Below are 23,126 nucleotides of genomic sequence, written 5' to 3' on the forward strand. Positions count from 1 at the left end.
TCAGCCGACGAGGTTATTTGGCATTTGACAAGTGCACGCTGTTGAGTTCTCAAGGATCGGACGCACCCAGCCCTGCAGGTCCCCCTGCAGCCCTCAGGGGCAACTTCACTATCTTATCCCACTCCGCCCGGCTGTCAAACCGACACGCCGTGTCGCTCGACTGCCTCTCGGGAGTGAGATCTCCCATCCTAGGTCGCGAGACCGGATGACTCAAGGCCATCTGTTCGGGTGGGAGTGTCGCCTGCTTGGGGTGGGAGCCTTCCGGCTCAACCTCACCGCTTGGCGGCGACAAGGGAATACATTACGCGGATCCCCGGGAGCGGGCAAATCGGGGCGCCCCGACGGCGTGTCGCCCGCGACCGCGCGGGTCAGGCGCGCACGAAGACGCCGGCGAGCGCCTTCTTGCCGCGGCGCAGCACCGACACTCCCCCGGGCAGCCGGCCCGGCACGGTCGTGTCCTCGGTCTCGACCTTGACCCCGTCGATCGAGACGCCGCCCTGCGCGATGGCGCGCCGCCCCTCGGACAGCGACGCGACGAGTCCCGTCTCGACGAGCGCCTGCAGCACCGGCGTCCCCGCCGGGACCGTCGCGTTCGGCAGCTCGCTCAGCGCCGACGCGAGCGTGCTCGCATCCAGCGCGGTCAGGTCGCCCCTGCCGAACAGCGCCTCCGACGCGGCGATCGCCTTCGCCGCAGCATCGGCACCGTGCACGGTCGTCGTCACCTCGAGGGCGAGGCGCTTCTGGGCGGCGCGGCGGAAGGGTTCTGCCTCGACCTGCGCGGCCAGCTCCTCGATCTCGGCGCGCGTGAGGAACGTGAAGACCTTGAGCAGCGTCACGACGATCGAGTCGTCGGCGTTGAGCCAGAACTGGTACATCGCGTACGGGCTGCACATCTCCGGATCGAGCCAGATCGCGTTGCCCTCGCTCTTGCCGAACTTCTTGCCGTCGGCGTCCGTGATGAGCGGCGTGCCGATCGCGTGCACCGAGGTCCCCTCGACGCGGTGCACGAGATCGGTGCCGCTGGTGAGGTTGCCCCACTGATCCGAGCCGCCCGTCTGCAGCACGCAGCCGTACTGGCGGTACAGCTGCAGGAAGTCCATGCCCTGCAGGATCTGGTAGCTGAACTCCGTGTAGCTGATGCCCGATTCGGAGTTCAGCCGCGCGCTCACCGAGTCCTTCTTCAGCATCGTGCCGACGCGGAAGTGCTTGCCGATGTCGCGCAGGAAGTCGATGGCGCTCAGCGGCGCGGTCCAGTCGAGGTTGTTCACGATGCGCGCGGCGTTGTCTCCCTCGAAGCTGAGGAACCGCTCCACCTGCCCGCGCAGCCGGGCCACCCACGTCGCCACCGTCTCCGAGTCGTTCAGCGTGCGCTCGGCCGTCGGCTTCGGGTCGCCGATGAGCCCGGTCGCGCCGCCCACGAGGCCCAGCGGCCGGTGCCCGGCCAGCTGCAGCCGGCGCATGGTGAGCAGCTGCACGAGGTTGCCCAGGTGCAGGCTCGGCGCGGTCGGATCGAAGCCGCAGTAGTAGACGATCGGGTCGCCGCCGAGCAGCTCGCGCAGCGCGTCCGGATCGGTCGAGACGTGGACGAGGCCACGCCACACCAGCTCGTCGAAGACGTTGTCGAACGTCGGGTCGTTCGCCTGCACGGCGACGTCGGTCACTGCGGTCACCGCTCCAGCCTAAACGGCCCGGCGAGCGGCACGTTCACACCTCGCGAGCGCCTCGCGCGCGTGCCTCACAGACCGAGCGCGTGCACCGCCCGCTGCGCGCGGGCGACGAGCTCGGCGCGCTGCTCGGCCACCCGCTCGGGCGCGGTGCCGCCGACGCCGGCGCGCGAACCGACGGATCCCTCGATCGTCAGCACCTCGCGCACCTCCGGCGTGAGGTGCTCCGAGACCGAGGCGAGCAGCGCGTCGTCCGCGTCCTCCAGCCCGATGCCGCGCTCCTCGCACGCGCGGACGAGGGCGCCGGAGATCTCGTGCGCATCGCGGAACGGCACGCGCCGCTTCACGAGCCACTCGGCCACGTCGGTCGCGAGCGAGAAGCCCTCGGGCGCGAGCGCCGCCATCCGGTCGGTGTCGAACCGGAGCGTCGCGACCATGCCCGTGAACGCCGGCAGCAGCACCTCGAGGGTCGTGACCGAGTCGAAGACCGGCTCCTTGTCCTCCTGCAGGTCGCGGTTGTACGCCAGGGGCAGCGCCTTGAGCGTGGCGAGCAGGCCCGTGAGGTTGCCGATGAGGCGGCCCGACTTGCCGCGCGCGAGCTCGGCGATGTCGGGGTTCTTCTTCTGCGGCATGATGCTCGATCCGGTCGAGTAGCCGTCGTCGAGAGTGACGAAGCCGAACTCGCGCGTGTTCCAGAGGATGATCTCCTCCGCCAGGCGCGACAGGTCGAGGCCGATCTGCGCCGCGATGTACGCGAACTCCGCCACGACGTCGCGCGCCGCAGTGCCGTCGAGCGAGTTCTCGGACGGGCGGTCGAGGCCGAGCTCCGTCGCCACCAGCTGCGGGTCGAGCCCGAGGGTGGATCCGGCCAGCGCTCCCCCGCCGTACGGCGAGGCCCCGGCCCGGGCGCGCCAGTCGCGCAGGCGCTCGAGATCGCGCACGAGCGGCCACGCGTGGGCCTGCAGGTGGTGCGCGAGCAGCACCGGCTGCGCGTGCTGCAGGTGCGTGCGGCCCGGCATGATCGCCGCCGGATGCGCATCGGCCTGCGCCACGAGGGCGTCGACGAGGGCGAGCACCTCCCTGGCCACGATGCGCGCGTGGTCGATGAGATACATCCGCACGAGGGTGGCGATCTGGTCGTTGCGGCTGCGCCCGGCGCGCAGGCGCCCGCCCAGATCGGCGCCGACCTCGGCGATGAGCGCGGCCTCGAGCGCGCCGTGCACGTCCTCGTCCTCGGGGCGCGGGCGCAGGGTGCCGTCCTGGATGCGCGCGGCGAGGGCGTCGAGGCCCTCGTGCATGCGCCGCTCCTCGTCGGCCGTGAGGTAGCCGGCGGCGGCGAGCGCCTTCGCGTGCGCGTGCGAGCCGCGCAGGTCGTAGAGCGCGAGCGCCCAGTCGAAGTGGGTGGAGCGGCTGAGCTCCTGCAGCTCGGGCGAGGGACCGCTCGCGAATCGTCCGCCCCAGAGGGCTCCCTCGTTCGTGCCGTGTCCGCTCGTGCTCACGCGTCCAGCCTAGGGCGTGTGCCCACGCGGCCTCGCCCGTCGCCCGCGGCCAGGCCCGCGAGGCGGCCGATCCCCCATTCCAGCGGCCCGCGGCCCACGAGCACCGCCCATGCCGTGCAGGCGAGGATCGTCGCGATCGTGAACGGCCAGAACGGCTCGGTGGCGCGGAAGGCGAGCGGATCGGGGCTGGATCCGGCGACCGCGACCCACACGACGAACTGCGCCGTGTAGGCGCTCAGCGGCATCGATCCCACCGCGCGCAGCGGCAGGGCGAGCCACCGCAGCGGCGTGCGGCACAGCAGCACGCACAGCGCGATCGCGGCCATCGCGACGCCGCCGGAGCCGACGGCCTCGCCGACGCCGCTCGAGTGCGGCTGCCCGTCGAGCGCGGCGCGCCACCCGTCGGCCGCGGCCCAGTGCGCGATCACGCCCTCGCCGAGGGCCGTGAGCACGATTCCCGCGGCGAGCAGCAGCAGCGCAGTCACAGGCTCGCGCAGCCGCAGCCGGCCGATCCCGAGCCCCAGCGCGACGAACGCCGCCCACAGCAGGAACGGGTAGTTCCACCCGAGCGCGCCGTCCACGGCGATGCCCGACGCGGTGTCCCAGAACGGCGCCGCGTCGATGGCGTGCACGGCGAACGGCGCGGCGAGCGCGATGACCGCAGCCGCCGCGAAAAGGGCGGGCGGGCGCCAGCGGATCGCGGGCACGGCGAGGAGGAACAGGATCCCGTACGCGGGCAGGATCACGATGATCGGCACGGGGGTGGCGGCGAGGAGGACGCCGAGGGTCCAGATGCACAGCGCGCGCACGACGAGGCGCCACCGGGCCGCGGTCGCGGCGTGCGGGGCGGTGCCACGCGGCCCGCCCGTGACGAGGGCGATCGAGACGCCGGCCAGCGTGGCGAAGAGGATCGACGAGTGCCCGTTCGCGATGCCCGGCCAGCTCGCCGGCTCGGTCCAGCGGAACGCCGGCAGCTCCACCATGTGGGCCGCGAACATGCCGATCATCGCGATCCCGCGTGCCAGATCGACGCCGGCCTCGCGGCCGCGGCCGTCGAGGCGTGCCCAATTGCGGCGGAGCCATGCCCCGCGCGCCACCGGCCCCGCCGTCATGTCACTGCTGTTTCAGCAGCCAGACGAGCAGCGCCTTCTGGGCGTGCAGGCGGTTCTCGGCCTCGTCCCAGATGACGCTCTGCGGGCCGTCGATCACGTCGGCGTCGACCTCGTAGCCGCGATCGGCGGGCAGGCAGTGGATGAAGACGGCGCCGGGATCGGCGAGGGACATCGTCTCCTGCGTCACCTTGTACGCCCCGAGGTCGCGCAGCCGCGCGAGCTTCTCCTCCTCCTTGCCCATCGACACCCACGTGTCGGTCACGACCACGTCGGCGCCGGCGGCGGCCTCGAGCGGATCGGTCAGGAGCGTGACGGATCCGCCCGTCTGGGCACCGATCCGGTCGGCGTCGGCCACGATGTCCTCGCGCGGGGCGTACGACTCGGGCGAGGCGATGCGCACGTGCATGCCGGCCATGGCGCCCGCGAGCGCGTACGAGTGCGCCATGTTGCTGCGGCCGTCGCCGAAGAACGACAGCGTGAGGCCCTTGAGCTCGCCCTTGTGCTCGCGGATCGTGAGCAGGTCGGCGAGCAGCTGGCACGGGTGGAAGTCGTCGCTGAGCGCGTTGACGACGGGCACGCGCGTGCCCTCGGCCATCTCCTCGAGGCCCGCCTGCGCGTACGTGCGCCACACGATGGCCGCCACCTGGCGCTCGAGCACGCGCGCCGTGTCGGCGGGCGTCTCCTTGCCGCCCAGCTGACTGTTGGCCGTCGAGATGATGAGAGGGATCCCCCCGAGGTCGGCGATGCCGACGGCGAACGAGACCCGGGTGCGGGTGGAGGACTTGTCGAAGATGACCGCCACCGTCTGGGGGCCCTCGAGCGGCCGCTCCGACCAGCGGTCGGCCTTCAGCCGCGCCGCGAGATCGAGGATCTCGGCCTGCTCGGCGGGCGTGATGCTGTCGTCGCGCAGGAAGTGGCGGGTCATGCGGCGGTCTCCTGGGTCTGGCGGTCGGCGACGGCGGCGAGCGCGTCGCGGAAGAGGGTGAGGAACTCCTCGATCTCTGCGTCCCCGATCGTGTACGCGGGCGCGATGCGGATGGTGTCGGGCGCCGGGGCGTTCACGATCAGGCCGCGCTCCAGCGCCGCCGCGACGACATCGCCGGCCACGGGCGCCGACAGCGCGATGCCGATGAGCAGGCCGGCGCCCCGCGTGCCCGTCACGAGCGGGAGGGCCTCGACCGCCTCGCGCAGCTGCGCGCCGCGGGCCGCGACGTTCGCGAGCAGCCCCTCGTCCTCGATGTGGCCGAGCACCGCGTTCGCGACGTGCGCCGCGAGCGGGTTGCCGCCGAAGGTGGAGTTGTGGGTGCCGGGGTAGAACAGCTCGCTCGCCGCGCCGAACGTGATGAGGCCGCCGAGCGGGAAGCCCGCCGCGACGCTCTTGGCGAAGGTCACCGCGTCGGGCAGCGCGCCCTCCGGCAGCATGCCGGGCAGCTGGAAGGCGAACCACTCCCCCGTTCGGCCCGATCCGGTCTGCACCTCGTCGAGGATGAGCAGCGCGTCGTGCTCCGTCGCCAGCTCCCTGGCGCGGGCGAGGAAGCCGGCGGGCAGCTCGCGCACGCCCGCCTCGCCCTGGATCGGCTCGATGACGATCGCCGCGACGCCGCCGGCGGCGAAGGCGGCCTCGAGCGCGTCGATCGTGCGCGCGATGGGCGTGGCGCCCGGCAGCAGCGGCGCGAACGGATCCTGGTACGCGGCCTTGGGCGTGAGCGAGAGCGCGCCCGTGGTGCGGCCGTGGAAGGCGCCCTCGAGGCACAGGATCGTCTGGGCGCCGCGCGGGTTGCCGTGCAGGCGCGCGAGCTTGATGGCCGTCTCGTTGGCCTCGCTGCCGGAGTTGGCGAGGAACACGCGGCCGGACTCGCCCGTGCCGGCGAGCCGCTTCAGGCGGGCGGCGAGCTCGAGCTGCGGGCCCGAGGTGAAGTAGTTCGACACGTGGGCGAGCGTGGCCGCCTGGCGCGAGACCGCCTCGACGAACACGGGGTGCGCGTGCCCGAGGCCGTTCACGGCGATGCCGCCGAGGAAGTCGAGGTAGCGGGTGCCCTCGTCGTCCCACACGTGGGAGCCCTCGCCGCGCTCGAACAGCCGCGGGCGCGCGCCCAGGTTCATGAGGTCGCGCTCGGCGGCCGCCTTCCAGTCCGCGTTCGTCATGCCGAGACCTCCGTTCCGATGCCCTCGCTGGTGAACAGCTCGACGAGGACCGAGTGGGCCACCCGGCCGTCGATGATCGACGCCTTCTGCACGCCGCCCTCGACCGCGTCGAGGCACGCCTGCATCTTCGGGATCATGCCCGATTCCAGCTTGGGCATGAGCTCGCGCAGCTCGGCCGCGCGCAGGTGCGAGACGAGCGAGTCGCGGTTGGGCCAGTCGGCGTACAGGCCGGGGACGTCCGTCAGGATGACGAGCTTCTTCGCGCCGAGCGCCCGGGCGAGGGCGGAGGCGGCGGCGTCGGCGTTGATGTTGAGCGTCTGCCCCGGGTTGTCGAGGTCCGGCGCGACGCCCGCGACCACGGGGATCCGATCCGCCTTGAGGTGATCGACCACGGGGGTCGGGTCGACCTGGACGACGTCGCCGACGCGGCCCAGGCTCTGCTCGACGCCGTCGATGACGACGCCGCGGCGGCGGCCGCCGAACAGCGCCGCGTCCTCGCCCGACAGGCCGACGGCGAAGGGACCGTGCGAGTTGATCTTCGCCACCAGCTGCGGGTTGATCTGGCCCGTCAGCACCATGCGCACGACGGAGATCGCCTCGGTCGAGGTGACGCGGTAGCCGCCCTTGAACTCGCTGGGGATCGCCAGCCGGTCGAGCATGCTCGAGATCTGCGGTCCGCCGCCGTGCACGACGACCGGCTTGATGCCGACATAGCGCAGGTACGCGATGTCCTCGGCGAAGGCGTCCTGCAGCTCCTCGCTGATCATCGCGTTGCCGCCGTACTTCACGACGACCACCTCGTCGCGGTACTGCTTGAGCCACGGCAGCGACTCGATGAGGGTGGTCGCCTTGAAGGCGGCCTCCTCGGGCGTGGTGTGCTGCAGGTCGATCTCGCTCATGAGCTGTAGGCGCTGTTCTCGTGGACGTACGCGTGGGTGAGGTCGTTCGTCAGGATGACGGCGGAGGCGTCGCCCGCGAACAGGTCGATCTCGACGCGCGTCGCGCGCGGCGTGAGGTCGACCTCCTCGCGCGGGCGATCCGGGCCGCCCTGGCTGCACACGCGCACGCCGTTCATCCACACGTCCACGTTGTAGGGGTCGAAGGCGGCGCTCGTCGTGCCGATCGCCGCGAGCACGCGGCCCCAGTTGGGGTCGTTGCCGAAGATCGCGGTCTTGAAGAGGCCGTTGCGGGCGAGCGCGCGGCCCACCTCGACGGCGTCGTCCTCGGTGGCGGCGCCGCGCACCTCGATCGTGATCTCGTGGCTCGCGCCCTCCGCGTCGGCCATCAGCTGGGTGGCGAGATCGGCGCACAGCTCGGTGAGCGCGGCGCGGAACGCCTCGCCGTCCGGCTCGACGCCCGCGGCGCCGCTCGCCAGGAGCGTCACCTGGTCGTTCGTCGACATGGCGCCGTCGGAGTCGAGCCGGTCGAACGTCACGCGGGTCGCGGCGCGCAGGTGCCCATCGGCCTGCTCGGGTGTGAGCACGGCGTCGGTCGTGAGCACGACGAGCATCGTCGCCAGGCCCGGCGCGAGCATGCCGGCGCCCTTCGCCATGCCGCCGATCGTCCATCCGTCGCCGCGCCGCACGGCGGTCTTCGGCACGGTGTCGGTCGTCATGATGGCGGCGGCCGCGTCGGCGCCGCCGCCGGCCGACAGCGCGCCGATCGCGGCCTCCGTTCCGGCGAGCACCCTGGCGCGGAAGACCTCGTCGCCCGTGCCGATCAGCCCCGTCGAGCACACGAGCACGTCGCCGGCGCTCACGCCCAGCAGCTCGGCCGCCCTCTCGGCGGTCTGGTGCGTGGTCTGGAAGCCGAACGATCCCGTGAAGCAGTTGGCACCGCCGGAGTTCAGCACGACCGCCTCGACGGCGCCGTCCTTGATGGCCTCCTGCGACCACAGGATCGGGTTGGCCTTGGCGCGGTTGCTCGTGAACACGGCGGCGCCGGTCTTGAGCGGACCGCGGTTGACGACGACGGCCACGTCCGGCTTCCCGGTCGACTTCAGCCCGGCGGCGACCCCGGCCGCCTCGAATCCTGCGGGTGCGGTCACGCTCACGGCGCCACTCCGTTCACGGTCAGCGCGGTGCCCTCGGGCAGTCCCAGCGCGAGGTTCATGGACTGGACCGCGGCCCCCGCGGTCCCCTTCGTGAGGTTGTCGACCGCCGCGACGACGACCACGCGATTCGCCGCCCGGTCGATCGCCAGCCCCATCAGCGCGGTGTTCGCGCCGAGCACGTCGGCCGTGCGGGGCATCTGCCCCTCGGGCAGCAGCTGCACGAAGGTCTCGTCGCCGTAGGCGGCCTCCCACGCGCCGCGGATGTCGGCATCGCTCGCACCGGGCGCGATGGGGGCGCTCGTCGTGGCGAGGATGCCCCGCGCCATCGGCACGATCACCGGGGTGAACGACACGCGCGGGTCGGCGGCCCCCGCCGCCCGCAGCGCCTGCCGGATCTCGGGGATGTGCCGGTGCGTGCCGCCGACGGCATACGGGTTGGCCGTGCCGAGGATCTCGCTGCCCAGCAGGTGCGGCTTGAGGCTCTTGCCCGCGCCGGAGGGCCCGACCGCGAGCACCGCGACGATGTCGCCCGGGTCGATCACGCCCGCCGCGACGCCCGGGGCCATGCTCAGCGACACCGTCGAGGCGTTGCAGCCCGGGGCGGCGATGCGCGTCGCGCCCCGCAGGGTCTCGCGCTGCTTGGCGCCGCCGACGATCAGCTCTGGCACGCCGTAGGCCCACGCGTCGTGGAAGCCGCCGCCGTAGAAGGCGTCCCAGTCCTCGCGCGAGGTGAGGCGGTGATCCGCGCCCGCGTCGATGACGAGCGCGGCATCGCCGAGCGCGTCGGTGTACTGGCCCGACTGCCCGTGCGGCAGCGCGAGGAAGACGACGTCGTGGCCCGAGAGCGTCTCGGGCGTCGTGGGCTGCAGCTCGAGGTGACGCAGCGACCGCAGGTGCGGCTGGTGCGCGATGAGCGGGTCGCCCGCGTTCGAATGGGCGGTGACCGTGCGGATCTCGACGTCGGGGTGCTCGGCGAGCAGGCGCAGGATCTCCCCACCCGCGTAGCCAGATGCGCCGGAGACGGCGACCGAATAGGTCATGATCTCTACCTTATGTCCGTGGGAATGGGTGCCTGATCAACGGCGGCACCGCTCCCCCGGACACGCCGGCACGTCGCGGGCCGCCTAGATTCGGCGGGCGCGCGGACGTCGGAGCGCGACGGCGCTGCTCGGAACGAGCTGCGCATCCATCGCGGTCGAGGTCATGTGCGGCAGGCTAGCACGGCGCCTGTCCGCGGCGGGACGGCGCGCGTACCGTGGATGACGGGGTGTGCGCATGAGCGAATCGTCCGGACCCGGGCCCTCCTCGCCGCACGACGCGGCGCGGGAGCGGATGGTCGCGCGGCACCTCAGGGCGCGCGGCATCCGCGACGCCCGCGTGCTCGACGCGATGGCGCGCGTGCCGCGCGAGCTCTTCGTGCCCGATCACCTCGCCGACGACGCCTACGCCGACTCCCCGCTGCCGATCGGGCACGGCCAGACGATCTCGCAGCCGTTCATCGTGGCGCTCACGGCGGAGGCCGCGCGGATCTCCCCCGGCGACCGCGTGCTCGACGTCGGCACCGGATCGGGCTACGCGGCGGCGGTGTATGCGGCGATGGGCGCGCGGGTGTGGTCGGTGGAGTACGTTCCCGAGCTTGCCGAGGCGGCCCGGGCGGCGCTCGACGCCGCGAGCGCGGCCCACGTGCGCGTCGTCGGCGGCGACGGCTCGCGCGGGCTGCCGGAGCATGCGCCCTTCGACGCGATCCTCTCCGCCGCCGCGGCCCCCGACATCCCGCCGCCCTGGCGAGCGCAGCTCGCGGACGGCGGGCGCATCGTCATGCCGCGGGAGCGCCATGCGGGCTGGCAGCAGCTCGTGCGCGTCACGCGCCGCGGCGACCGCGAGGAGCCGGACGATCTGGGCCCCGTGCGCTTCGTGCCGCTGCGCGGCGAGCACGGCAGGGCCTGAGCCCGCGGATGTCGGCGGCGCGCGGCAGGATGGGCGGGTGATCACCGCTCTTGCCGTGGCCGGCTACCGCTCCCTCGTCGATCTCGTCGTGCCGCTGGGCAGGGCGACCGTCGTGACGGGAGGGAACGGATCGGGCAAGAGCAGCCTGTACCGGTCGCTGCGCCTGCTGGCCGCCGCCGCGCAGGGGCGCACGATCGCCGCTCTCGCCGAGGAGGGCGGGCTGTCGTCGGCGCTCTGGGCGGGACCGGAGACGCCCGGATCGGCGACGGGAACCGTGCGGCGCGGGCCCGTGTCGCTGCGCCTGGGCTTCGCCTCGGACGAGCTCGGCTATCTCATCGACCTCGGGCTACCGCAGATCGATTCCCGCTCGCTGTTCGTGCGCGATGCGGAGATCAAGCGCGAGCAGGTGTTCGCGGGGCCGCTCGCGAAGCCGGCGACGACGTTCGTGGACCGCGACCGCGCGGGCGTGCGGGTGCGCGAGGACGCGTGGCGCGCGCTGCCGGGCGCCCTTGCGCCGCACGAGTCGATCCTGACCGACGTGGCCGACACCGACGCGGGCCCCGAGCTGCTCGCGCTGCGCCGCACGCTGTCGTCGTGGCACTTCTACGACCACTTCCGCACCGACAGGGACGCGCCCGCGCGGCAGCCGCAGGTCGGCACGCGCGTGCGCCACCTCGCGCACGACGGCGCCGACCTCGCGGCCACGTGGGCGTCCGCCGAGGACGCGGGGCTCGATCTGGCCGCCGACGTCGCCGCGGCTTTTCCGGGCGCCCGCGTCGCCGTCGAGACCGGCGAGGACGGGCGCTTCCGCCTGCGCATGCACCAGCGGGGGCTGCTGCGCCCGCTCGAGGCGGCGGAGCTGTCGGACGGCACGCTGCGCTACCTGCTGCTGATCGCGGCCCTGCGGCCCGCGCGCCCGGCCCCGCTCATCGTGCTCAACGAGCCGGAGTCCAGCCTGCACCCCGACCTGCTCGATCCGCTCGCCGCGCTCATCCGCGAGGCGTCGGACGAGACCCAGGTGCTCGTCGTGACGCATGCGGCCCGGCTCGCCGCGGCGCTGGAGGCCGCAGGCGGCGAGCGCGTCGAGCTCACCTCGACGGGCGAGGGCACGCGCGTCGTCGGCCAGCTGCCCCTCGAGGCACCGCCCTGGCGCTGGCCCTCCCGCTGACCGGCTGATCCGCTGATCCGCTGATCCGCTGATCCGCTGATCCGCTGATCCGCGAGAATCCAACCCCGCGCTGAGAATCCACGGGCGCTTGGATTCTCGGCGCGCAAAAGGATTCTCAGCGAAGCGGAGGAAGCGGGGCGGCGCGCGTTCACAGGGGGGTGTGGGGCGGATTCTGTCCACAGGTTGAGGGGGAACGCGGGGGCGAGGGCGAGGCAGGCGCGAGCGTGGGTGCATGGCACGAGTCGATATGCGTTCGGGGTCCCTGCGTCCTGCGCCCCTTCCGCTTCTCCGCCGGGCAGACTCGGCTTCCCGCCTGGACGCGGCTCATCGGCGCGGTGAGCTGCATCGTGTGAGTCGCGGTGTGTTCGCACCCGCGGCCGCGTGGCACACGCTGCGCCCGTCGGAGCGCTATCTCGCTCGGGTGCACGCCTACGCCGCCACGCATCCCGACGCCATCTTCATGCTCGAGGCAGCGGCGGTGCTCTACGGGCTCCCCGTCGCCGGTCGCCTCGATGACGTGCATGTCCTCTCCCCGGGCACCGCGGCGGGTCGACGGGTCGCGGGCGTGCGTTTCCACGTGACCGGCGAGGAGAGGCGGATGCGCCGCGAGGACGGCATCCTCGTCGTCGCACCGGAAGAGCTCGCGGTCGACATTGCACGCGCACGGCATCCTGCCATCGCCCTGATGACCGCCGATGCCGTGCTGCGATCAATCGGAGGGGGTGCGCACGACCTGCTCCTCGCGCGGAACGAGGATCGCGCGAGCAGCCGCGGCCGCGCCGCGGCTCGCTGGGCGCTCGAGCGCGCCACGCCGCTCGCGGAGAGCGCGCTCGAGTCGATCAGCCGCGCGGTCATCGAGTGGCTCGGGTACCCGCAGCCCGACCTGCAGGTGGCCTTCCATCCGAGCGACGGCTTGCACTACCGCGCCGACATGTTCTGGCCCGAGGAGCGCGTGATCGGCGAAGCGGACGGGCGCGTGAAGTATGACGGGACCCACGGGGACGGCGCCACGGCGGTCTGGGAGGAGAAACGGCGTGAGGACGAGCTGCGTCGGCACGTCGCCGGGTTCGCGCGCTGGGGGCATGCGGACGTTCGCCTCGTCGATCCCTTCGACGCGATCCTGCGAACCGCTGGCCTGCGCCCTCTCCGCCCGCGATCCGAGCACCCCCTGCTCACGCTGCGAGCCGCGCTCGAACGTCGAGAATCCACCGCCGCGCCGAGAATCCATGGGTGACTGGATTCTCGGCGCGCAAGTGGATTCTCGCGGGTCAGTCGCGGAGCTTGGCGTCGAAGCGCGTCTCGGCCAGGGAGACGCCCGCGAGCTTCGCCTCGGTCGCCTCGGCCGCCGTGAGGGTGCGGTCGGGGGCACGGAAGCGCAGCGCGAACGTGAGGCTCTTCGATCCCTCGGCCACTCCCTCGCCGCGGTAGTCGTCCACGAGGCGGATCGACTCGAGCAGCTCCCCCGCGCCCTCGACCAGCGCGGCGCGCAGCTCGGCGGCCGGCAGCGCGGCATCCACGACGAGCGAGACGTCCTGCGTGGCGGCGGGATACGTCGACAGCGAGGCCACGACGACCCGCTCGCCCGCAAGCGACAGGAGCAGGTCGAGATCGAGCTCGGCCACCGTGACGCGGCCGGGCAGGTCGGCGTCCGCGGCCACCTGCGGCAGCAGCTCGCCCACGTAGCCGACCTCGGTGCCGCCGACCGACAGCACGCCCGCGCGGCCCGGGTGCAGCGCGGCGCGCGCACCCTGCGCCACGTCGATCTCGACGCCCGCCGCCACCGCGATCGTGCGGACGGCGTCGAGCGCGACCTCGAGGCCCGCGGCCTCGGCCGCGCGGCCCGGCTGCTTGGGCGCGACGTTGCCCGCCAGCAGCAGCGCGACGTGACGCGGCTGCGGCGGCACGGCGGCGCGCAGGCGCGCGATCATGTCGTCCGAGGGACGCTCCCCGCGCGGCGGGTTCACGTCGGTGCCGTAGTCCACGCCGGGCTCCGGCAGGAAGACGCTGCCCACCTCGAACAGCGCGAGATCGGTCATGCCGCGCGACAGGTTGCGGTGCGCGGTCTGCAGCAGGCCAGGCACGAGCGAGCGGCGCAGGAACGGCGCCGTCTGGTCGAGCGCGTTGGCCAGCCGGATGCTCGGCAGCTTCTCCCCGGTCGCCGATCCGTGCAGGTCGTTCTGCGCCTCCGACACGAACGGGAACGACGGCGTCTCGATGAAGCCGGTCGCGGCCAGGGCGTTCGCGACGCGGCGGCGTCCCTGCTGCGCGGGTGTGTATCCGCGGCCCGAGGGCGGGGTGGGCAGGATCGAGGGCACCTTGTCGACGTCGTCGACGCGCGCGACCTCCTCGGCCAGCGTCCACTTGTCGGTCAGATCCGGGCGCCAGGACGGCGGCGTGACGGTCCAGCCGTCGGCGGCGTCGGCGACGGCGCAGCCGATGAGCTCGAGCGTCTCGCGGATGCGCTCCGGCGCGTAGTCCACGCCGATGAGCCCGGGCACGAACGCCGCGGGCAGGGCGATGGGCTCGGGCTCGACGGCGGCGCCGACCGACGAGCCGAGCGCGTCGGCGGTGCCGCCGGCCAGCTCCACCATGAGGTCCACGACGCGCTGCGCGGCGACGGGCGCGATGAGCGGATCGACGCCGCGCTCGAAGCGGCGCGACGCCTCGCTCGGCAGCTTGTGCCGACGCGCCGTGCGCGCGATCGAGACCTGATCAAACGTCGCCGCCTCCACGAGCACGTTCGTCGTAGCGGCGCTCATCTCCGTCTTCGCGCCGCCCATGACGCCGGCCAGGCCGATCGGGCCGGACTCGTCGGTGATGAGCAGGTCCTCGGCGAACAGCGTGCGCGTCTGGCCGTCGAGCGTCTCGAGGGTCTCCCCCTCGCTCGCACGGCGCACGGTGATGCCGCCCGCGAGGGTGTCGAGGTCGTAGCCGTGGATGGGCTGGCCGAGCTCGATCATGACGTAGTTGGTGATGTCGACGAGCAGCGAGATCGAGCGCACGCCTGCCAGCGACAGCCGCGCCACCATCCAAGGCGGTGTCGGCCGCGAGGCGTCGACGCCGCGCACGACGCGCGTGACGAACTCGCTCGCGCCGATGCGGCCGCGGATCGGGGCCTCGTCGCGGATCGCGACGGGGAATCCGGAGGCCGCCGCGACGTCGTCGCGCAGGCCAGGATCGATGAAGCGCGCGCCCGTCGAGAGGGCGTACTCGCGCGCGAGGCCGCGGATCGACAGGGCGTAGCCGCGGTCGGGGGTGACGTTCACGTCGACCGCGACGTCGTCGAGGCCGAGCAGCGCGATGGCATCCGTGCCCACCTCGGGATCGATCCCCCACTCGACGAGGCGGATGATGCCGGAGTGCTCGTCGCCGAGGCCGAGCTCCTTGGCCGAGGCGATCATGCCGTCGGAGACGTGCCCGTAGGTCTTGCGCGCCGCGATGGGGAACGGGCCGGGCAGCACGGCGCCCGGCAGCGTCACCACGACCTTGTCGCCCTGCACGAAGTTCGACGCGCCGCACACGATGCCGCGCACGCCGCCGTTCGCCTCGCCCACGTCGACCTGGCACCAGCGGATCGTCTTGCCGTTCGACTGCGGCTCCTCGACGAACTCGAGGACCCGTCCGACGACGATCGGTCCGGTCAGGTCGAACGAGACGACCTCCTCCTCCTCGAACCCGACCGACACGAGCGCCGCGAAGACGTCGTCCGGCGTCGCGTCCTGAGGGACCTCGACGAACTCACGCAGCCACGAAAGCGGGACGCGCATCACACCACCATCCCGAACTGCTCGCTGAAGCGCACATCGCCCTCGGCCATGTCGCGCATGTCCTGCACGTCCGAGCGGAACATGAGGGCCCGCTCGATCCCGATCCCGAACGCGAAGCCGCTGTAGACCTCCGGGTCGATCCCCGCCGCGCGCAGCACGTTCGGGTTGACCATGCCGCAGCCGCCCCACTCGATCCAGCGCGCGCCGCCCTTGAAGGTCGGGTGCCACAGGTCGAACTCGGCGCTCGGCTCGGTGAACGGGAAGTAGTTGGTGCGCAGGCGGGTCTTCGCCTCGGGGCCGAACAGCTCGCGCGCGAGGTGGTCGAGCGTGCCCTTCAGGTGCGCCATCGTGATGCCCTTGTCGACGACCAGGCCCTCGGCCTGCGTGAAGACGGGCAGGTGCGTCGCGTCGAACTCGTCGGTGCGGTACACCTTGCCCGGGCACAGCACGTAGATCGGCACGTCGCGCTCGAGCATCGAGCGCATCTGCACGGGGCTCGTGTGCGTGCGCATGACGAGGTGGCGGTCGACCGGATCGACGAAGAAGGTGTCCTGCATCTGGCGGGCGGGGTGGTCCTCGTCGAGGTTGAGGGCGTCGAAGTTGAACCACTCGTGCTCGAGCTCGGGGCCCTCCGCGATCTCCCATCCCATGCCCACGAAGATGTCGCTGATCTGCTCCTGCAGCAGGCTCATGGGGTGGCGCGCGCCCGTGCGGGTCCGGCTCGCGACGGCGGTGATGTCGATGCGCTCGGCCTCGAGCCGCGCGGCGAGCTCGGCCTGCGCCAGCTCGTCCTCGCGCGCCGCGAACGCCTGGTTCACGCGGCCGCGCGCGGCGCCGACGAGCTTGCCGTACTCGGCCTTGTGCTCCTTGGCGACGTGGCGCATCTGCGCGTTCAGCGCGGCGAGCGGGCTGCCCTCCCCCTGGTGGGCGGCGCGGGCGGCCTTGAGCGACGCGGTGTCGGTGGCGGCGGCGACGGCGGCGAGCGCATCGGCCACCGCGGCCTCGACGGCCTCTGGCGTGATCTCGGGTGCATCGGACACGAGAGTCGAGTCTAGTTCGTCGCGGTTCCCGTCCCCGCCGGGGAGCGACGACGCCCCCGCTGACCGGAGTCGGCGGGGGCGTCGTCAGCGGCGGGTCAGAGGCGGCCGTCGCCGTGCCCCGCCCCACCGTCGCGCGAAGCGAACACGTCCGCATCCTGCTGCGCGATGACCTGGGTGATGGTCGACTCCTGGTGCAGACGCGGGGCGATCGCGTCCTGAGCGGCCTTCACACGCGGCGACTTCGACATGCGCTTCTCGACGAGCCGCGCCACCAGCGAGAGGAGGAGGCACATCCCGATGTAGATGCCGCCGATGATGATCGCCGCGGGGATGTACGGCCGGCCCGTCTGCAGGTTGCCGCCGATGAGCTTGGCCACGTACAGCAGCTCCTCGTACGTGATGATCGAGCCGAGCGCGGTGTCCTTGAGGCACACGACCAGCTGGGCGAGGATGACGGGCATCATCGCCCGCACGGCCTGCGGCATCAGGATGAACGTCATGACGCCCGACTTGCGCAGTCCGATGGCGTAGCCGGCCTCGCTCTGACCGCGCGGCAGCGAGTGGACGCCGGCGCGCAGCGCCTCGGCGATCACCGAGCCGTTGTAGGCGATGAGCGCGATGACCACGGCCGCATACGGCGACATCGAGACGCCGATCGACGGCAGGCCGTAGTACAGGATCATCATCATGATCAGAACCGGGATGGCGCGGAACACCTCGGTGATCACCGTGAACGGCACGCGCACCCACGCGTGGTCCGACAGCCGGCCGACCGCGAGGACGAAGGCGAAGACGATGGAGCCGACACCCGCCGTCGCGAAGGCGAGCACTGTCTGCACCAGCGCCGGAAGGATCTGGTTCTGCCACACGTAGGTGTAGGAGAACACCGACCACTTCTGCGCCGTGAACTGACCCGAGGCGATGAACAGCCAGATGACCCACGCGAGCAGCGCGATGAGCACCACGACGGTGAGCGCGCCGAGGATGCGGTTGCGCAGGATCGCCTTCGGACCCGGGACGTCGTACAGGACCGAGGTCATCGCAGCACCTTCCATCGGGTCTCGAGCGTTCGCTGCAGCCACGACAGCAGCAGGACCATCGCGACGAAGAATCCGGCGATCCACAGCAGCACGACCATCGCCGGTTCCCCACGCTCGGAGAGGTTCGCGCGCATCGAGCCGAGTTCCACGACCGAGAACCCCGCAGCGACCGTCGTGTTCTTGAGCAGCGCGATGAACACGCTCATCATCGGCGGGACGATCGAGCGGAACGCCTGAGGCAGAACGATGAGCGTCATCACCTGACCGAACGGCAGCCCGATCGCGCGGGCCGCCTCGGCCTGTCCGACGGGGACGGTGTTGATGCCCGCCCGCAGGGCCTCGGCGACATAGGTGGCCGTGTAGAAGCCGAGCGCGAGAATCGCCAGCGAGGTGTAGCTGAGGTCGACGAGGTCGAGCGCCGGGAAGCCCAGCGCGAAGAAGAAGAAGATAAGGGTCAGCGGCGTGTTGCGCACGAGGTTGACGTACGCCGTGCCGACGGCGCGCGCGATCGGCACGGGCGAGACGCGCATCGCGCCCACGATCGTCCCGAGGACCAGCGCCATGACGCCGCTCACCACGAACAGCAGCACGGTGTTGCCCAGCGCATCGCCCCAGAGATCGAGGTTGTCAATCAGGGTGTCCACGTCCGCCTTCCCAGGAAGTCGTTCCGCGGTGGCCGGCCTGTGGGGCCGGCCACCGCGGAGGGTGTCGAAGTCGGTCGATCAGTAGCGGTCGACCGCGGGCTGCTCGGGCTCGACGCCCGCGTCACCCAGCTCCATGTCGAAGATCGCCGACCAGGTGTCGGGGTTCTCCTCGAGAACCGTGTTCATGAAGTCGCGCAGCGCGTCGTCGCCCTTGGGCAGGCCGATGCCGTACTTCTCCTCCGAGAACGGCTCGCCGACGATCTTCAGCTCGTCCGGGTAGGCGGCGGCGTAGCCGATGAGGATCAGCTCGTCCGTCGTGACAGCATCGACGGTGCCGTTGAGCAGCGCGTCCACGCACTGCGTGTACGTGTCGAACTCCTCGGTCTGCGCCTCGTAGTTGTCGCGGATGTTCTGGATCGGCGTGGAGCCGGTCGCCGAGCAGACGGTGACGTCGCTGGTCAGATCGGCATCCGACTCGATCTCGCTGTCCGCAGCCACGAGCAGACCCTGGCCGGTCTCGAAGTACGGGCCGGCGAAGTCGATCTGCTGCTTGCGGGCGTCGGTGATCGAGTAGGTGCCGACGTAGAAGTCGATGTCGCCGTTCACGATCGCCTGCTCGCGGTTCGCCGACGGGATCGCCTGCCACTCGATCTGCTCCTCGCCGAAGCCGAGTTCCGCGGCCATCCAGCGCGCGATCTCGACGTCGAAACCGGTGCGCTCGCCCGTGGTGGCGTCGAGGTATCCGAGACCGGGCTGGTCCTCCTTCACGCCGATGCGGACCTCGTCCGCCTCGACCATCGCGTCGTAGGTGGGGCTGCCCTCGAGCGAGACGTCGGTGGCGACCTCGTAGGGCTTCTCCGATCCGGCGTCGCCCGAGTCGCCCGAGCCGCCGGCGTCGCCGCCGCCCGGGGTGCCGCTGTTGCACGCCGTCAGGGCGAGCAGCGCGGTGGCGGCGATGCCGACCGCCGCGATGTTGCGGATCTTTCGCATGGTTCCTCCTGGTTGGTGTGGGCGCCGCTGCTGTGTTGCGGAGCCTCGTGGGAGTCTCTTCTCAGTGGGTGATGAGCTTGGAGAGGAAGTCCTTGGCACGATCCGACTGGGCGTTCGTGAAGAACTCGTCGGGCGTCGCCTGCTCGACGATCTCGCCGTCGGCCATGAACACGACGCGGTCGGCGGCCTTGCGCGCGAAGCCCATCTCGTGCGTGACGACGATCATGGTCATGCCCTCCTTCGCCAGGCTCACCATGACGTCGAGGACCTCGTTGATCATCTCGGGGTCGAGGGCGCTGGTCGGCTCGTCGAAGAGCATCACCTTGGGCTGCATGGCGAGCGCGCGGGCGATCGCCACGCGCTGCTGCTGACCGCCCGAGAGCTGCGCGGGAAGCTTGTCGGCCTGGTGGCCCACGCCCACCCGGTCGAGCAGGCGCCGGGCCTCGGTCTCGGCGTCGGCTTTGCTGAGGCCGCGGACCTTGATCGGCCCGAGCGTGACGTTCTCGAGGATCGTCAGGTGCGCGAAGAGGTTGAACGACTGGAACACCATGCCGACCTCGGCCCGCAGCTTCGCGAGCGCCTTGCCCTCCTTGGGCAGCTCCGCGCCGTCGATGCGGATGGAACCGCTCGTGATGGTCTCGAGCCGGTTGATCGTGCGGCACAGCGTGGACTTGCCCGAACCGGACGGACCGATCACGACGACGACCTCGCCCGCGTCGACGGTGAGGTTGATGTTCTTCAGTGCGTGGAAGTCGCCATAGTGCTTCTGCACGTTCTCCACGACGACAAGGGGCTCAGCCATGCGTTTCACCCTAGGGCCACGATGAGACAACGACCAACCGGGCGCAACCGCTTTACCGAGACGTAACAACACCGGAATCCCGGGCACTCCTCGCCGGGCGACGCGCCGCCGGTTCCCCGCCGCTCAGGAGCGCTGGGAGAAGGCGCTCTCGTAGAGGCACACGCTCGCCGCGGTGGCGAGGTTCAGCGACTCCGCGCGGCCGAAGATCGGCAGCCGCAGCGCCCGGTCGGCGAGCGCGAGCGCCTCGTCGTCGAGGCCGCGCGCCTCGTTGCCGAACACCCACGCCGTGGGGCCGGCCAGGCCGCCCGCGGCGCGGACGGCGAGCAGGTCCTCGCCCTTCACATCGGCCGCGATCACGGTCATGCCGGCGCCGTGCGCGCGCTCGATCGCGTCGGGCAGCGAGGCACCGACGGCGTACGGCAGGTGGAAGAGCGAGCCCGTCGTCGAGCGGACCACCTTGGGGTTGTGCGGATCGACGGTGCGGCCGGTGAGCACGACCGCGTCGGCTCCGGCGGCGTCAGCGGCGCGGATGATCGTGCCGAGGTTGCCGGGATCGCGCACCTCCTCGCAGATCGCGACGAGCCGTGGGGATCCGTCGAACACGTCGCGGATGGACGTGGGCGTCTGGCGCGCGACGGCGAGGAGCCCCTGCGGCGTGACCGTGTCGGCCATGGCGGCCAGCACCGCCTCCGTCACGTACTCGGGCTCGACGCCCGCGTCGGTGAGGAGCGTGCGGATGTCGCCGTGCCGCTCGAGCGCGGAGGGCGTGGCGAACAGGTCGACGATCGCGTCGGGGCGATATTCGAGCCCCTCGCGCACGGACTGCGGCCCCTCCAGCAGGAACAGGCCCGTCTCCTCGCGCGCGTTGCGCTTGGCGAGCTTGGCGACGGCGCGCACGCGCGGCGACCGGGGGTTCTCGAGCACGCAGCCAGCCTACGCGCGGGCCCTTCGCGAGCCCGGGCGGCGCGCGGCGTCGATCCGCCCCGCGGAGGAGAACGGGCCCATCGGAGGACCGATTCCCCGATCCGATCCTCCGCACGGCCGGATCTCCTCCGGATGGCAGCGGGCGTGCAGACAGACGAAGGCGGGGCGCCCCCTCAGGGACGCCCCGCCTTCGCGAGGGGATGCTGCTTACGCGGCCTTCGGCGCGTTCACGTCGGCCGGGAGCGCCTTCTTGGCGGTCTCGACGAGCGACGTGAAGGCGGCGGGCTCGCTCACGGCGAGCTCGGCGAGCATGCGGCGGTCGACCTCGACGCCCGCCAGGGCCAGGCCCTGGATGAAGCGGTTGTAGGTGATGCCGTTCTGGCGCGCCGCGGCGTTGATCCGCTGGATCCAGAGGCGACGGAAGTCGCCCTTCTTCTTGCGACGGTCGCGGTACGCGTAGACGAGCGAGTGGGTGACCTGCTCCTTCGCCTTGCGGTACAGGCGCGAACGCTGGCCACGGTAACCCGAGGCGCGCTCGAGGATGACGCGACGCTTCTTCTGGGCGTTGACAGCCCGCTTGACTCTAGCCATTCTTCAGATTCCTAACGTGATCTCGCGTCGTCTCAGCGACCGAGGAGCTTCTTGACGACCTTGAGGTCGTTGCCCGAGATGACCTGGTCCTGGTTCAGGCGGCGGGTGCGACGGCTCGACTTGTGCTCGAGGTTGTGGCGCATGTTGGCCTGCTGCTTCTTGATCTTGCCGCTGCCGGTGATCTTGAAGCGCTTCTTGCTGCCCGAGTGGGTCTTCTGCTTCGGCATCTTCTCTTCCTTACGTTGGCGCCCATCGGGCGACGTCCTGTGCTGCCCGCCGGGGCGGGAAGTGTGTGGGGCTTACTCGGCCGCGACCTCGGCGTCCGCGCCGGTCTTGGCGGCGCGGGCCGCCTCGCGGTTCGCCGCGCGCGCCGCGTTCTGCTCGGCCTTCGCGTCGGACTTGTTGCGGTGCGGGGCGATCACCATCGTCATGTTGCGACCATCGAGCGTGGGCCGGTGCTCGACCGATCCGAATTCCGCGACGTCCTCGGCGAACTTCTGCAGCAGCTTGGCGCCCATCTCGGGGCGCGACTGCTCGCGGCCTCGGAACAGGATCATGGCCTTGACCTTGTCGCCGGCCTGCAGGAACCCCTCGGCACGCTTGCGCTTGGTCTCGTAGTCGTGCTGATCGATCTTGAGGCGGAAGCGGACTTCCTTGAGGATCGTGTTCGCCTGGTTGCGACGAGCCTCCTTGGCCTTCTGCGCGGCCTCGTACTTGAACTTGCCGTAGTCCATGATCTTGACCACGGGCGGCTTCGAGTTGGGGGCCACCTCGACCAGGTCGAGATCGGCCTCCTGAGCCAGGCGCAGGGCGGCCTCGATGCGGACGACGCCGATCTGCTCGCCGTTCGGCCCGACGAGTCGGACCTCCGGAACGCGGATGCGCTCGTTGGTGCGGGGATCGCTGATGCGGAACTCCTTGGGTGCGATGGCTGTGGCCACCGTGGCGCGACGTTCACGACACGGGCGGGAGAGGGAACTCAGCATCCACCCGTGCACGACGACTGACGTCGGCTCACCCGAACACCCGGATCTCGCTGTTAACCGATCTCTGGATGACGACCCGCTGACCGCGGGCGGAGTGTGACCCGGTAGCCTAAGACGGCAAGCGCGGGTGGGATGTGAATCCTCTTTCGTCCGGAACGCATTCCGGAGCCGCCCCAAGACTACCAGAAAGCCCCGATGAGCACCATGCCGTCCTCCCACAGCCACTCCTTCGACGCGGATCGCCACGCCCGGTGGGAGGAACAGGAGCAGGCGGCGGACGCCGCGGGCGCCGCTCGCGACATCGCCGATGTGCCCGCCGTCGAGGTGATCGCCTCCGCGTGCATCCACCTCATGAGCGCCGCCGCCGTCAAGCTCGGGCTCGGCGACGACGAGAACGCCGAGGAGTTCACGGACCTCGACGAAGCCCGCAAGCTCCTCAACTCCCTCGCCGGCCTCGTGACGGCCGCGGCGCCCGAGATCAGCGACTCGCACGCCCGCCCGATCCGCGACGGGCTGCGCTCGCTGCAGTTGCGCTTCCGCGAGATCTCCACCATCCCGGACGCCCCGGGCAAGGGCCCGGGCGAGAAGTTCACCGGCTCGGTGATCTGACCTTTATTTGATCTGCGCGCGCTCGGGCGCCGCTCTGCGGCGCCGCTCGCGTGCTCGCGCCGGCGCTGCCGCGCCGGCGAGGCGGCGCTTCGCGCCGCGGGGGGGCCGGCCCCGCCGGCCCCGCCGTCCGGGGGTGGTCCGACAC

22 protein-coding genes are annotated in these 23,126 nt (G+C 71.8%); 4 read left to right on the top strand and 18 right to left on the bottom strand.

Annotated elements, in window-relative coordinates; translation table 11 throughout:
- Positions 1-368 precede the first annotated feature (368 nt).
- From tyrS to argC, 8 genes are all read right to left on the bottom strand, one after another.
- On the bottom strand, positions 369-1,670 hold the full coding sequence (tyrS, locus tag ACWDR7_RS11460; protein ID WP_449855022.1) for a tyrosine--tRNA ligase: 1,302 nt from the start codon (positions 1,668-1,670) through the stop codon (positions 369-371).
- Between the two features lie 65 nt (positions 1,671-1,735).
- Complete coding sequence (gene argH / locus ACWDR7_RS11465; protein WP_449855023.1) at positions 1,736-3,163, bottom strand: argininosuccinate lyase; 1,428 nt, start codon at positions 3,161-3,163, stop codon at positions 1,736-1,738.
- Positions 3,160-4,275 (bottom strand): heparan-alpha-glucosaminide N-acetyltransferase domain-containing protein, encoded by a 1,116-nt coding sequence (locus ACWDR7_RS11470; RefSeq protein WP_449855024.1) that lies wholly within the window; start codon positions 4,273-4,275, stop codon positions 3,160-3,162. Before ACWDR7_RS11470 ends, argH begins: the two co-directional genes overlap by 4 nt.
- Before the next feature lies 1 nt (position 4,276).
- Entirely contained in the window at positions 4,277-5,200 is a 924-nt protein-coding gene (argF, locus tag ACWDR7_RS11475) for an ornithine carbamoyltransferase (RefSeq protein ID WP_449855025.1), read from the bottom strand.
- Positions 5,197-6,420 (bottom strand): acetylornithine transaminase, encoded by a 1,224-nt coding sequence (locus ACWDR7_RS11480; protein WP_449855026.1) that lies wholly within the window; start codon positions 6,418-6,420, stop codon positions 5,197-5,199. The genes argF and ACWDR7_RS11480 overlap by 4 nt, the downstream gene beginning before the upstream one ends.
- The gene (gene argB / locus ACWDR7_RS11485) at positions 6,417-7,319 is read right to left on the bottom strand and encodes an acetylglutamate kinase (RefSeq protein WP_449855027.1); all 903 of its coding nucleotides are present in this window, start codon (positions 7,317-7,319) and stop codon (positions 6,417-6,419) included. The genes ACWDR7_RS11480 and argB overlap by 4 nt, the downstream gene beginning before the upstream one ends.
- Complete coding sequence (argJ, locus tag ACWDR7_RS11490) at positions 7,316-8,473, bottom strand: bifunctional glutamate N-acetyltransferase/amino-acid acetyltransferase ArgJ (protein ID WP_449855028.1); 1,158 nt, start codon at positions 8,471-8,473, stop codon at positions 7,316-7,318. The genes argB and argJ overlap by 4 nt, the downstream gene beginning before the upstream one ends.
- Entirely contained in the window at positions 8,470-9,513 is a 1,044-nt protein-coding gene (gene argC, locus ACWDR7_RS11495; RefSeq protein WP_449855029.1) for an N-acetyl-gamma-glutamyl-phosphate reductase, read from the bottom strand. Before argC ends, argJ begins: the two co-directional genes overlap by 4 nt.
- Before the next feature lie 235 nt (positions 9,514-9,748).
- Between argC and ACWDR7_RS11500 the strand changes: the two genes are divergently transcribed.
- The 3 genes from ACWDR7_RS11500 (at position 9,749) to ACWDR7_RS11510 (ending at position 12,822) form a co-directional block, all read left to right on the top strand.
- The gene (locus ACWDR7_RS11500; protein ID WP_449855030.1) at positions 9,749-10,420 is read left to right on the top strand and encodes a protein-L-isoaspartate(D-aspartate) O-methyltransferase; all 672 of its coding nucleotides are present in this window, start codon (positions 9,749-9,751) and stop codon (positions 10,418-10,420) included.
- Between the two features lie 37 nt (positions 10,421-10,457).
- Positions 10,458-11,588 (top strand): AAA family ATPase, encoded by a 1,131-nt coding sequence (locus tag ACWDR7_RS11505; RefSeq protein WP_449855031.1) that lies wholly within the window; start codon positions 10,458-10,460, stop codon positions 11,586-11,588.
- Positions 11,589-11,949: 361 nt separating this feature from the next.
- Positions 11,950-12,822, top strand: coding sequence for a hypothetical protein (locus ACWDR7_RS11510; protein ID WP_449855032.1), 873 nt, complete (start codon positions 11,950-11,952; stop codon positions 12,820-12,822).
- Positions 12,823-12,856: 34 nt separating this feature from the next.
- On the opposite strand, the gene pheT is transcribed toward ACWDR7_RS11510, so the two are convergent.
- The 10 genes from pheT to infC form a co-directional block, all read right to left on the bottom strand.
- The gene (pheT, locus tag ACWDR7_RS11515; RefSeq protein ID WP_449855033.1) at positions 12,857-15,355 is read right to left on the bottom strand and encodes a phenylalanine--tRNA ligase subunit beta; all 2,499 of its coding nucleotides are present in this window, start codon (positions 15,353-15,355) and stop codon (positions 12,857-12,859) included.
- Entirely contained in the window at positions 15,355-16,395 is a 1,041-nt protein-coding gene (pheS, locus tag ACWDR7_RS11520; protein ID WP_449855034.1) for a phenylalanine--tRNA ligase subunit alpha, read from the bottom strand. The genes pheT and pheS overlap by 1 nt, the downstream gene beginning before the upstream one ends.
- Before the next feature lie 95 nt (positions 16,396-16,490).
- A complete protein-coding gene (locus tag ACWDR7_RS11525) occupies positions 16,491-17,435 on the bottom strand; it encodes an amino acid ABC transporter permease (protein WP_449855035.1) in 945 nt (314 codons plus the stop codon).
- Positions 17,432-18,079, bottom strand: coding sequence for an amino acid ABC transporter permease (locus tag ACWDR7_RS11530; protein WP_449855036.1), 648 nt, complete (start codon positions 18,077-18,079; stop codon positions 17,432-17,434). The genes ACWDR7_RS11525 and ACWDR7_RS11530 overlap by 4 nt, the downstream gene beginning before the upstream one ends.
- 78 nt (positions 18,080-18,157) lie before the next feature.
- On the bottom strand, positions 18,158-19,069 hold the full coding sequence (locus ACWDR7_RS11535) for a glutamate ABC transporter substrate-binding protein (protein WP_449855037.1): 912 nt from the start codon (positions 19,067-19,069) through the stop codon (positions 18,158-18,160).
- A 61-nt stretch (positions 19,070-19,130) separates the two neighbouring features.
- A complete protein-coding gene (locus tag ACWDR7_RS11540) occupies positions 19,131-19,871 on the bottom strand; it encodes an amino acid ABC transporter ATP-binding protein (protein WP_449855038.1) in 741 nt (246 codons plus the stop codon).
- Positions 19,872-19,994: 123 nt separating this feature from the next.
- The gene (locus ACWDR7_RS11545) at positions 19,995-20,795 is read right to left on the bottom strand and encodes a TrmH family RNA methyltransferase (protein ID WP_449855039.1); all 801 of its coding nucleotides are present in this window, start codon (positions 20,793-20,795) and stop codon (positions 19,995-19,997) included.
- A 207-nt stretch (positions 20,796-21,002) separates the two neighbouring features.
- Positions 21,003-21,386, bottom strand: a complete 384-nt coding sequence (rplT, locus tag ACWDR7_RS11550; RefSeq protein ID WP_449855040.1) for a 50S ribosomal protein L20 — start codon at positions 21,384-21,386, stop codon at positions 21,003-21,005.
- 32 nt (positions 21,387-21,418) lie between these two features.
- Positions 21,419-21,613 carry a 50S ribosomal protein L35 gene (rpmI, locus tag ACWDR7_RS11555; RefSeq protein ID WP_259606271.1) on the bottom strand — a complete coding sequence of 65 codons (195 nt, stop codon included), beginning with the start codon at positions 21,611-21,613 and terminating at the stop codon, positions 21,419-21,421.
- 72 nt (positions 21,614-21,685) lie between these two features.
- The gene (infC, locus tag ACWDR7_RS11560) at positions 21,686-22,327 is read right to left on the bottom strand and encodes a translation initiation factor IF-3 (protein ID WP_449855041.1); all 642 of its coding nucleotides are present in this window, start codon (positions 22,325-22,327) and stop codon (positions 21,686-21,688) included.
- A 240-nt stretch (positions 22,328-22,567) separates the two neighbouring features.
- Between infC and ACWDR7_RS11565 the strand changes: the two genes are divergently transcribed.
- The gene (locus ACWDR7_RS11565) at positions 22,568-22,981 is read left to right on the top strand and encodes a DUF1844 domain-containing protein (protein WP_449855042.1); all 414 of its coding nucleotides are present in this window, start codon (positions 22,568-22,570) and stop codon (positions 22,979-22,981) included.
- The last annotated feature ends 145 nt before the right edge of the window (positions 22,982-23,126 follow it).

It is taken from the genome of Microbacterium sp. NPDC003461, from assembly GCF_053588335.1.

What these genes read in the sequence shown, in the direction of transcription:
- argC (WP_449855029.1), bottom strand. Translation starts at nt 9,513, where the DNA reads ATGACCTATTCGGTCGCCGTCTCCGGCGCATCTGGCTACGCGGGTGGG.
- pheT (WP_449855033.1), bottom strand. Translation starts at nt 15,355, where the DNA reads ATGCGCGTCCCGCTTTCGTGGCTGCGTGAGTTCGTCGAGGTCCCTCAG.
- ACWDR7_RS11480 (WP_449855026.1), bottom strand. Translation starts at nt 6,420, where the DNA reads ATGACGAACGCGGACTGGAAGGCGGCCGCCGAGCGCGACCTCATGAAC.
- ACWDR7_RS11525 (WP_449855035.1), bottom strand. Translation starts at nt 17,435, where the DNA reads ATGACCTCGGTCCTGTACGACGTCCCGGGTCCGAAGGCGATCCTGCGC.
- ACWDR7_RS11470 (WP_449855024.1), bottom strand. Translation starts at nt 4,275, where the DNA reads ATGACGGCGGGGCCGGTGGCGCGCGGGGCATGGCTCCGCCGCAATTGG.
- argF (WP_449855025.1), bottom strand. Translation starts at nt 5,200, where the DNA reads ATGACCCGCCACTTCCTGCGCGACGACAGCATCACGCCCGCCGAGCAG.
- rplT (WP_449855040.1), bottom strand. Translation starts at nt 21,386, where the DNA reads ATGGCTAGAGTCAAGCGGGCTGTCAACGCCCAGAAGAAGCGTCGCGTC.
- ACWDR7_RS11535 (WP_449855037.1), bottom strand. Translation starts at nt 19,069, where the DNA reads ATGCGAAAGATCCGCAACATCGCGGCGGTCGGCATCGCCGCCACCGCG.
- ACWDR7_RS11500 (WP_449855030.1), top strand. Translation starts at nt 9,749, where the DNA reads ATGAGCGAATCGTCCGGACCCGGGCCCTCCTCGCCGCACGACGCGGCG.
- rpmI (WP_259606271.1), bottom strand. Translation starts at nt 21,613, where the DNA reads ATGCCGAAGCAGAAGACCCACTCGGGCAGCAAGAAGCGCTTCAAGATC.
- ACWDR7_RS11565 (WP_449855042.1), top strand. Translation starts at nt 22,568, where the DNA reads ATGAGCACCATGCCGTCCTCCCACAGCCACTCCTTCGACGCGGATCGC.
- ACWDR7_RS11540 (WP_449855038.1), bottom strand. Translation starts at nt 19,871, where the DNA reads ATGGCTGAGCCCCTTGTCGTCGTGGAGAACGTGCAGAAGCACTATGGC.
- argB (WP_449855027.1), bottom strand. Translation starts at nt 7,319, where the DNA reads ATGAGCGAGATCGACCTGCAGCACACCACGCCCGAGGAGGCCGCCTTC.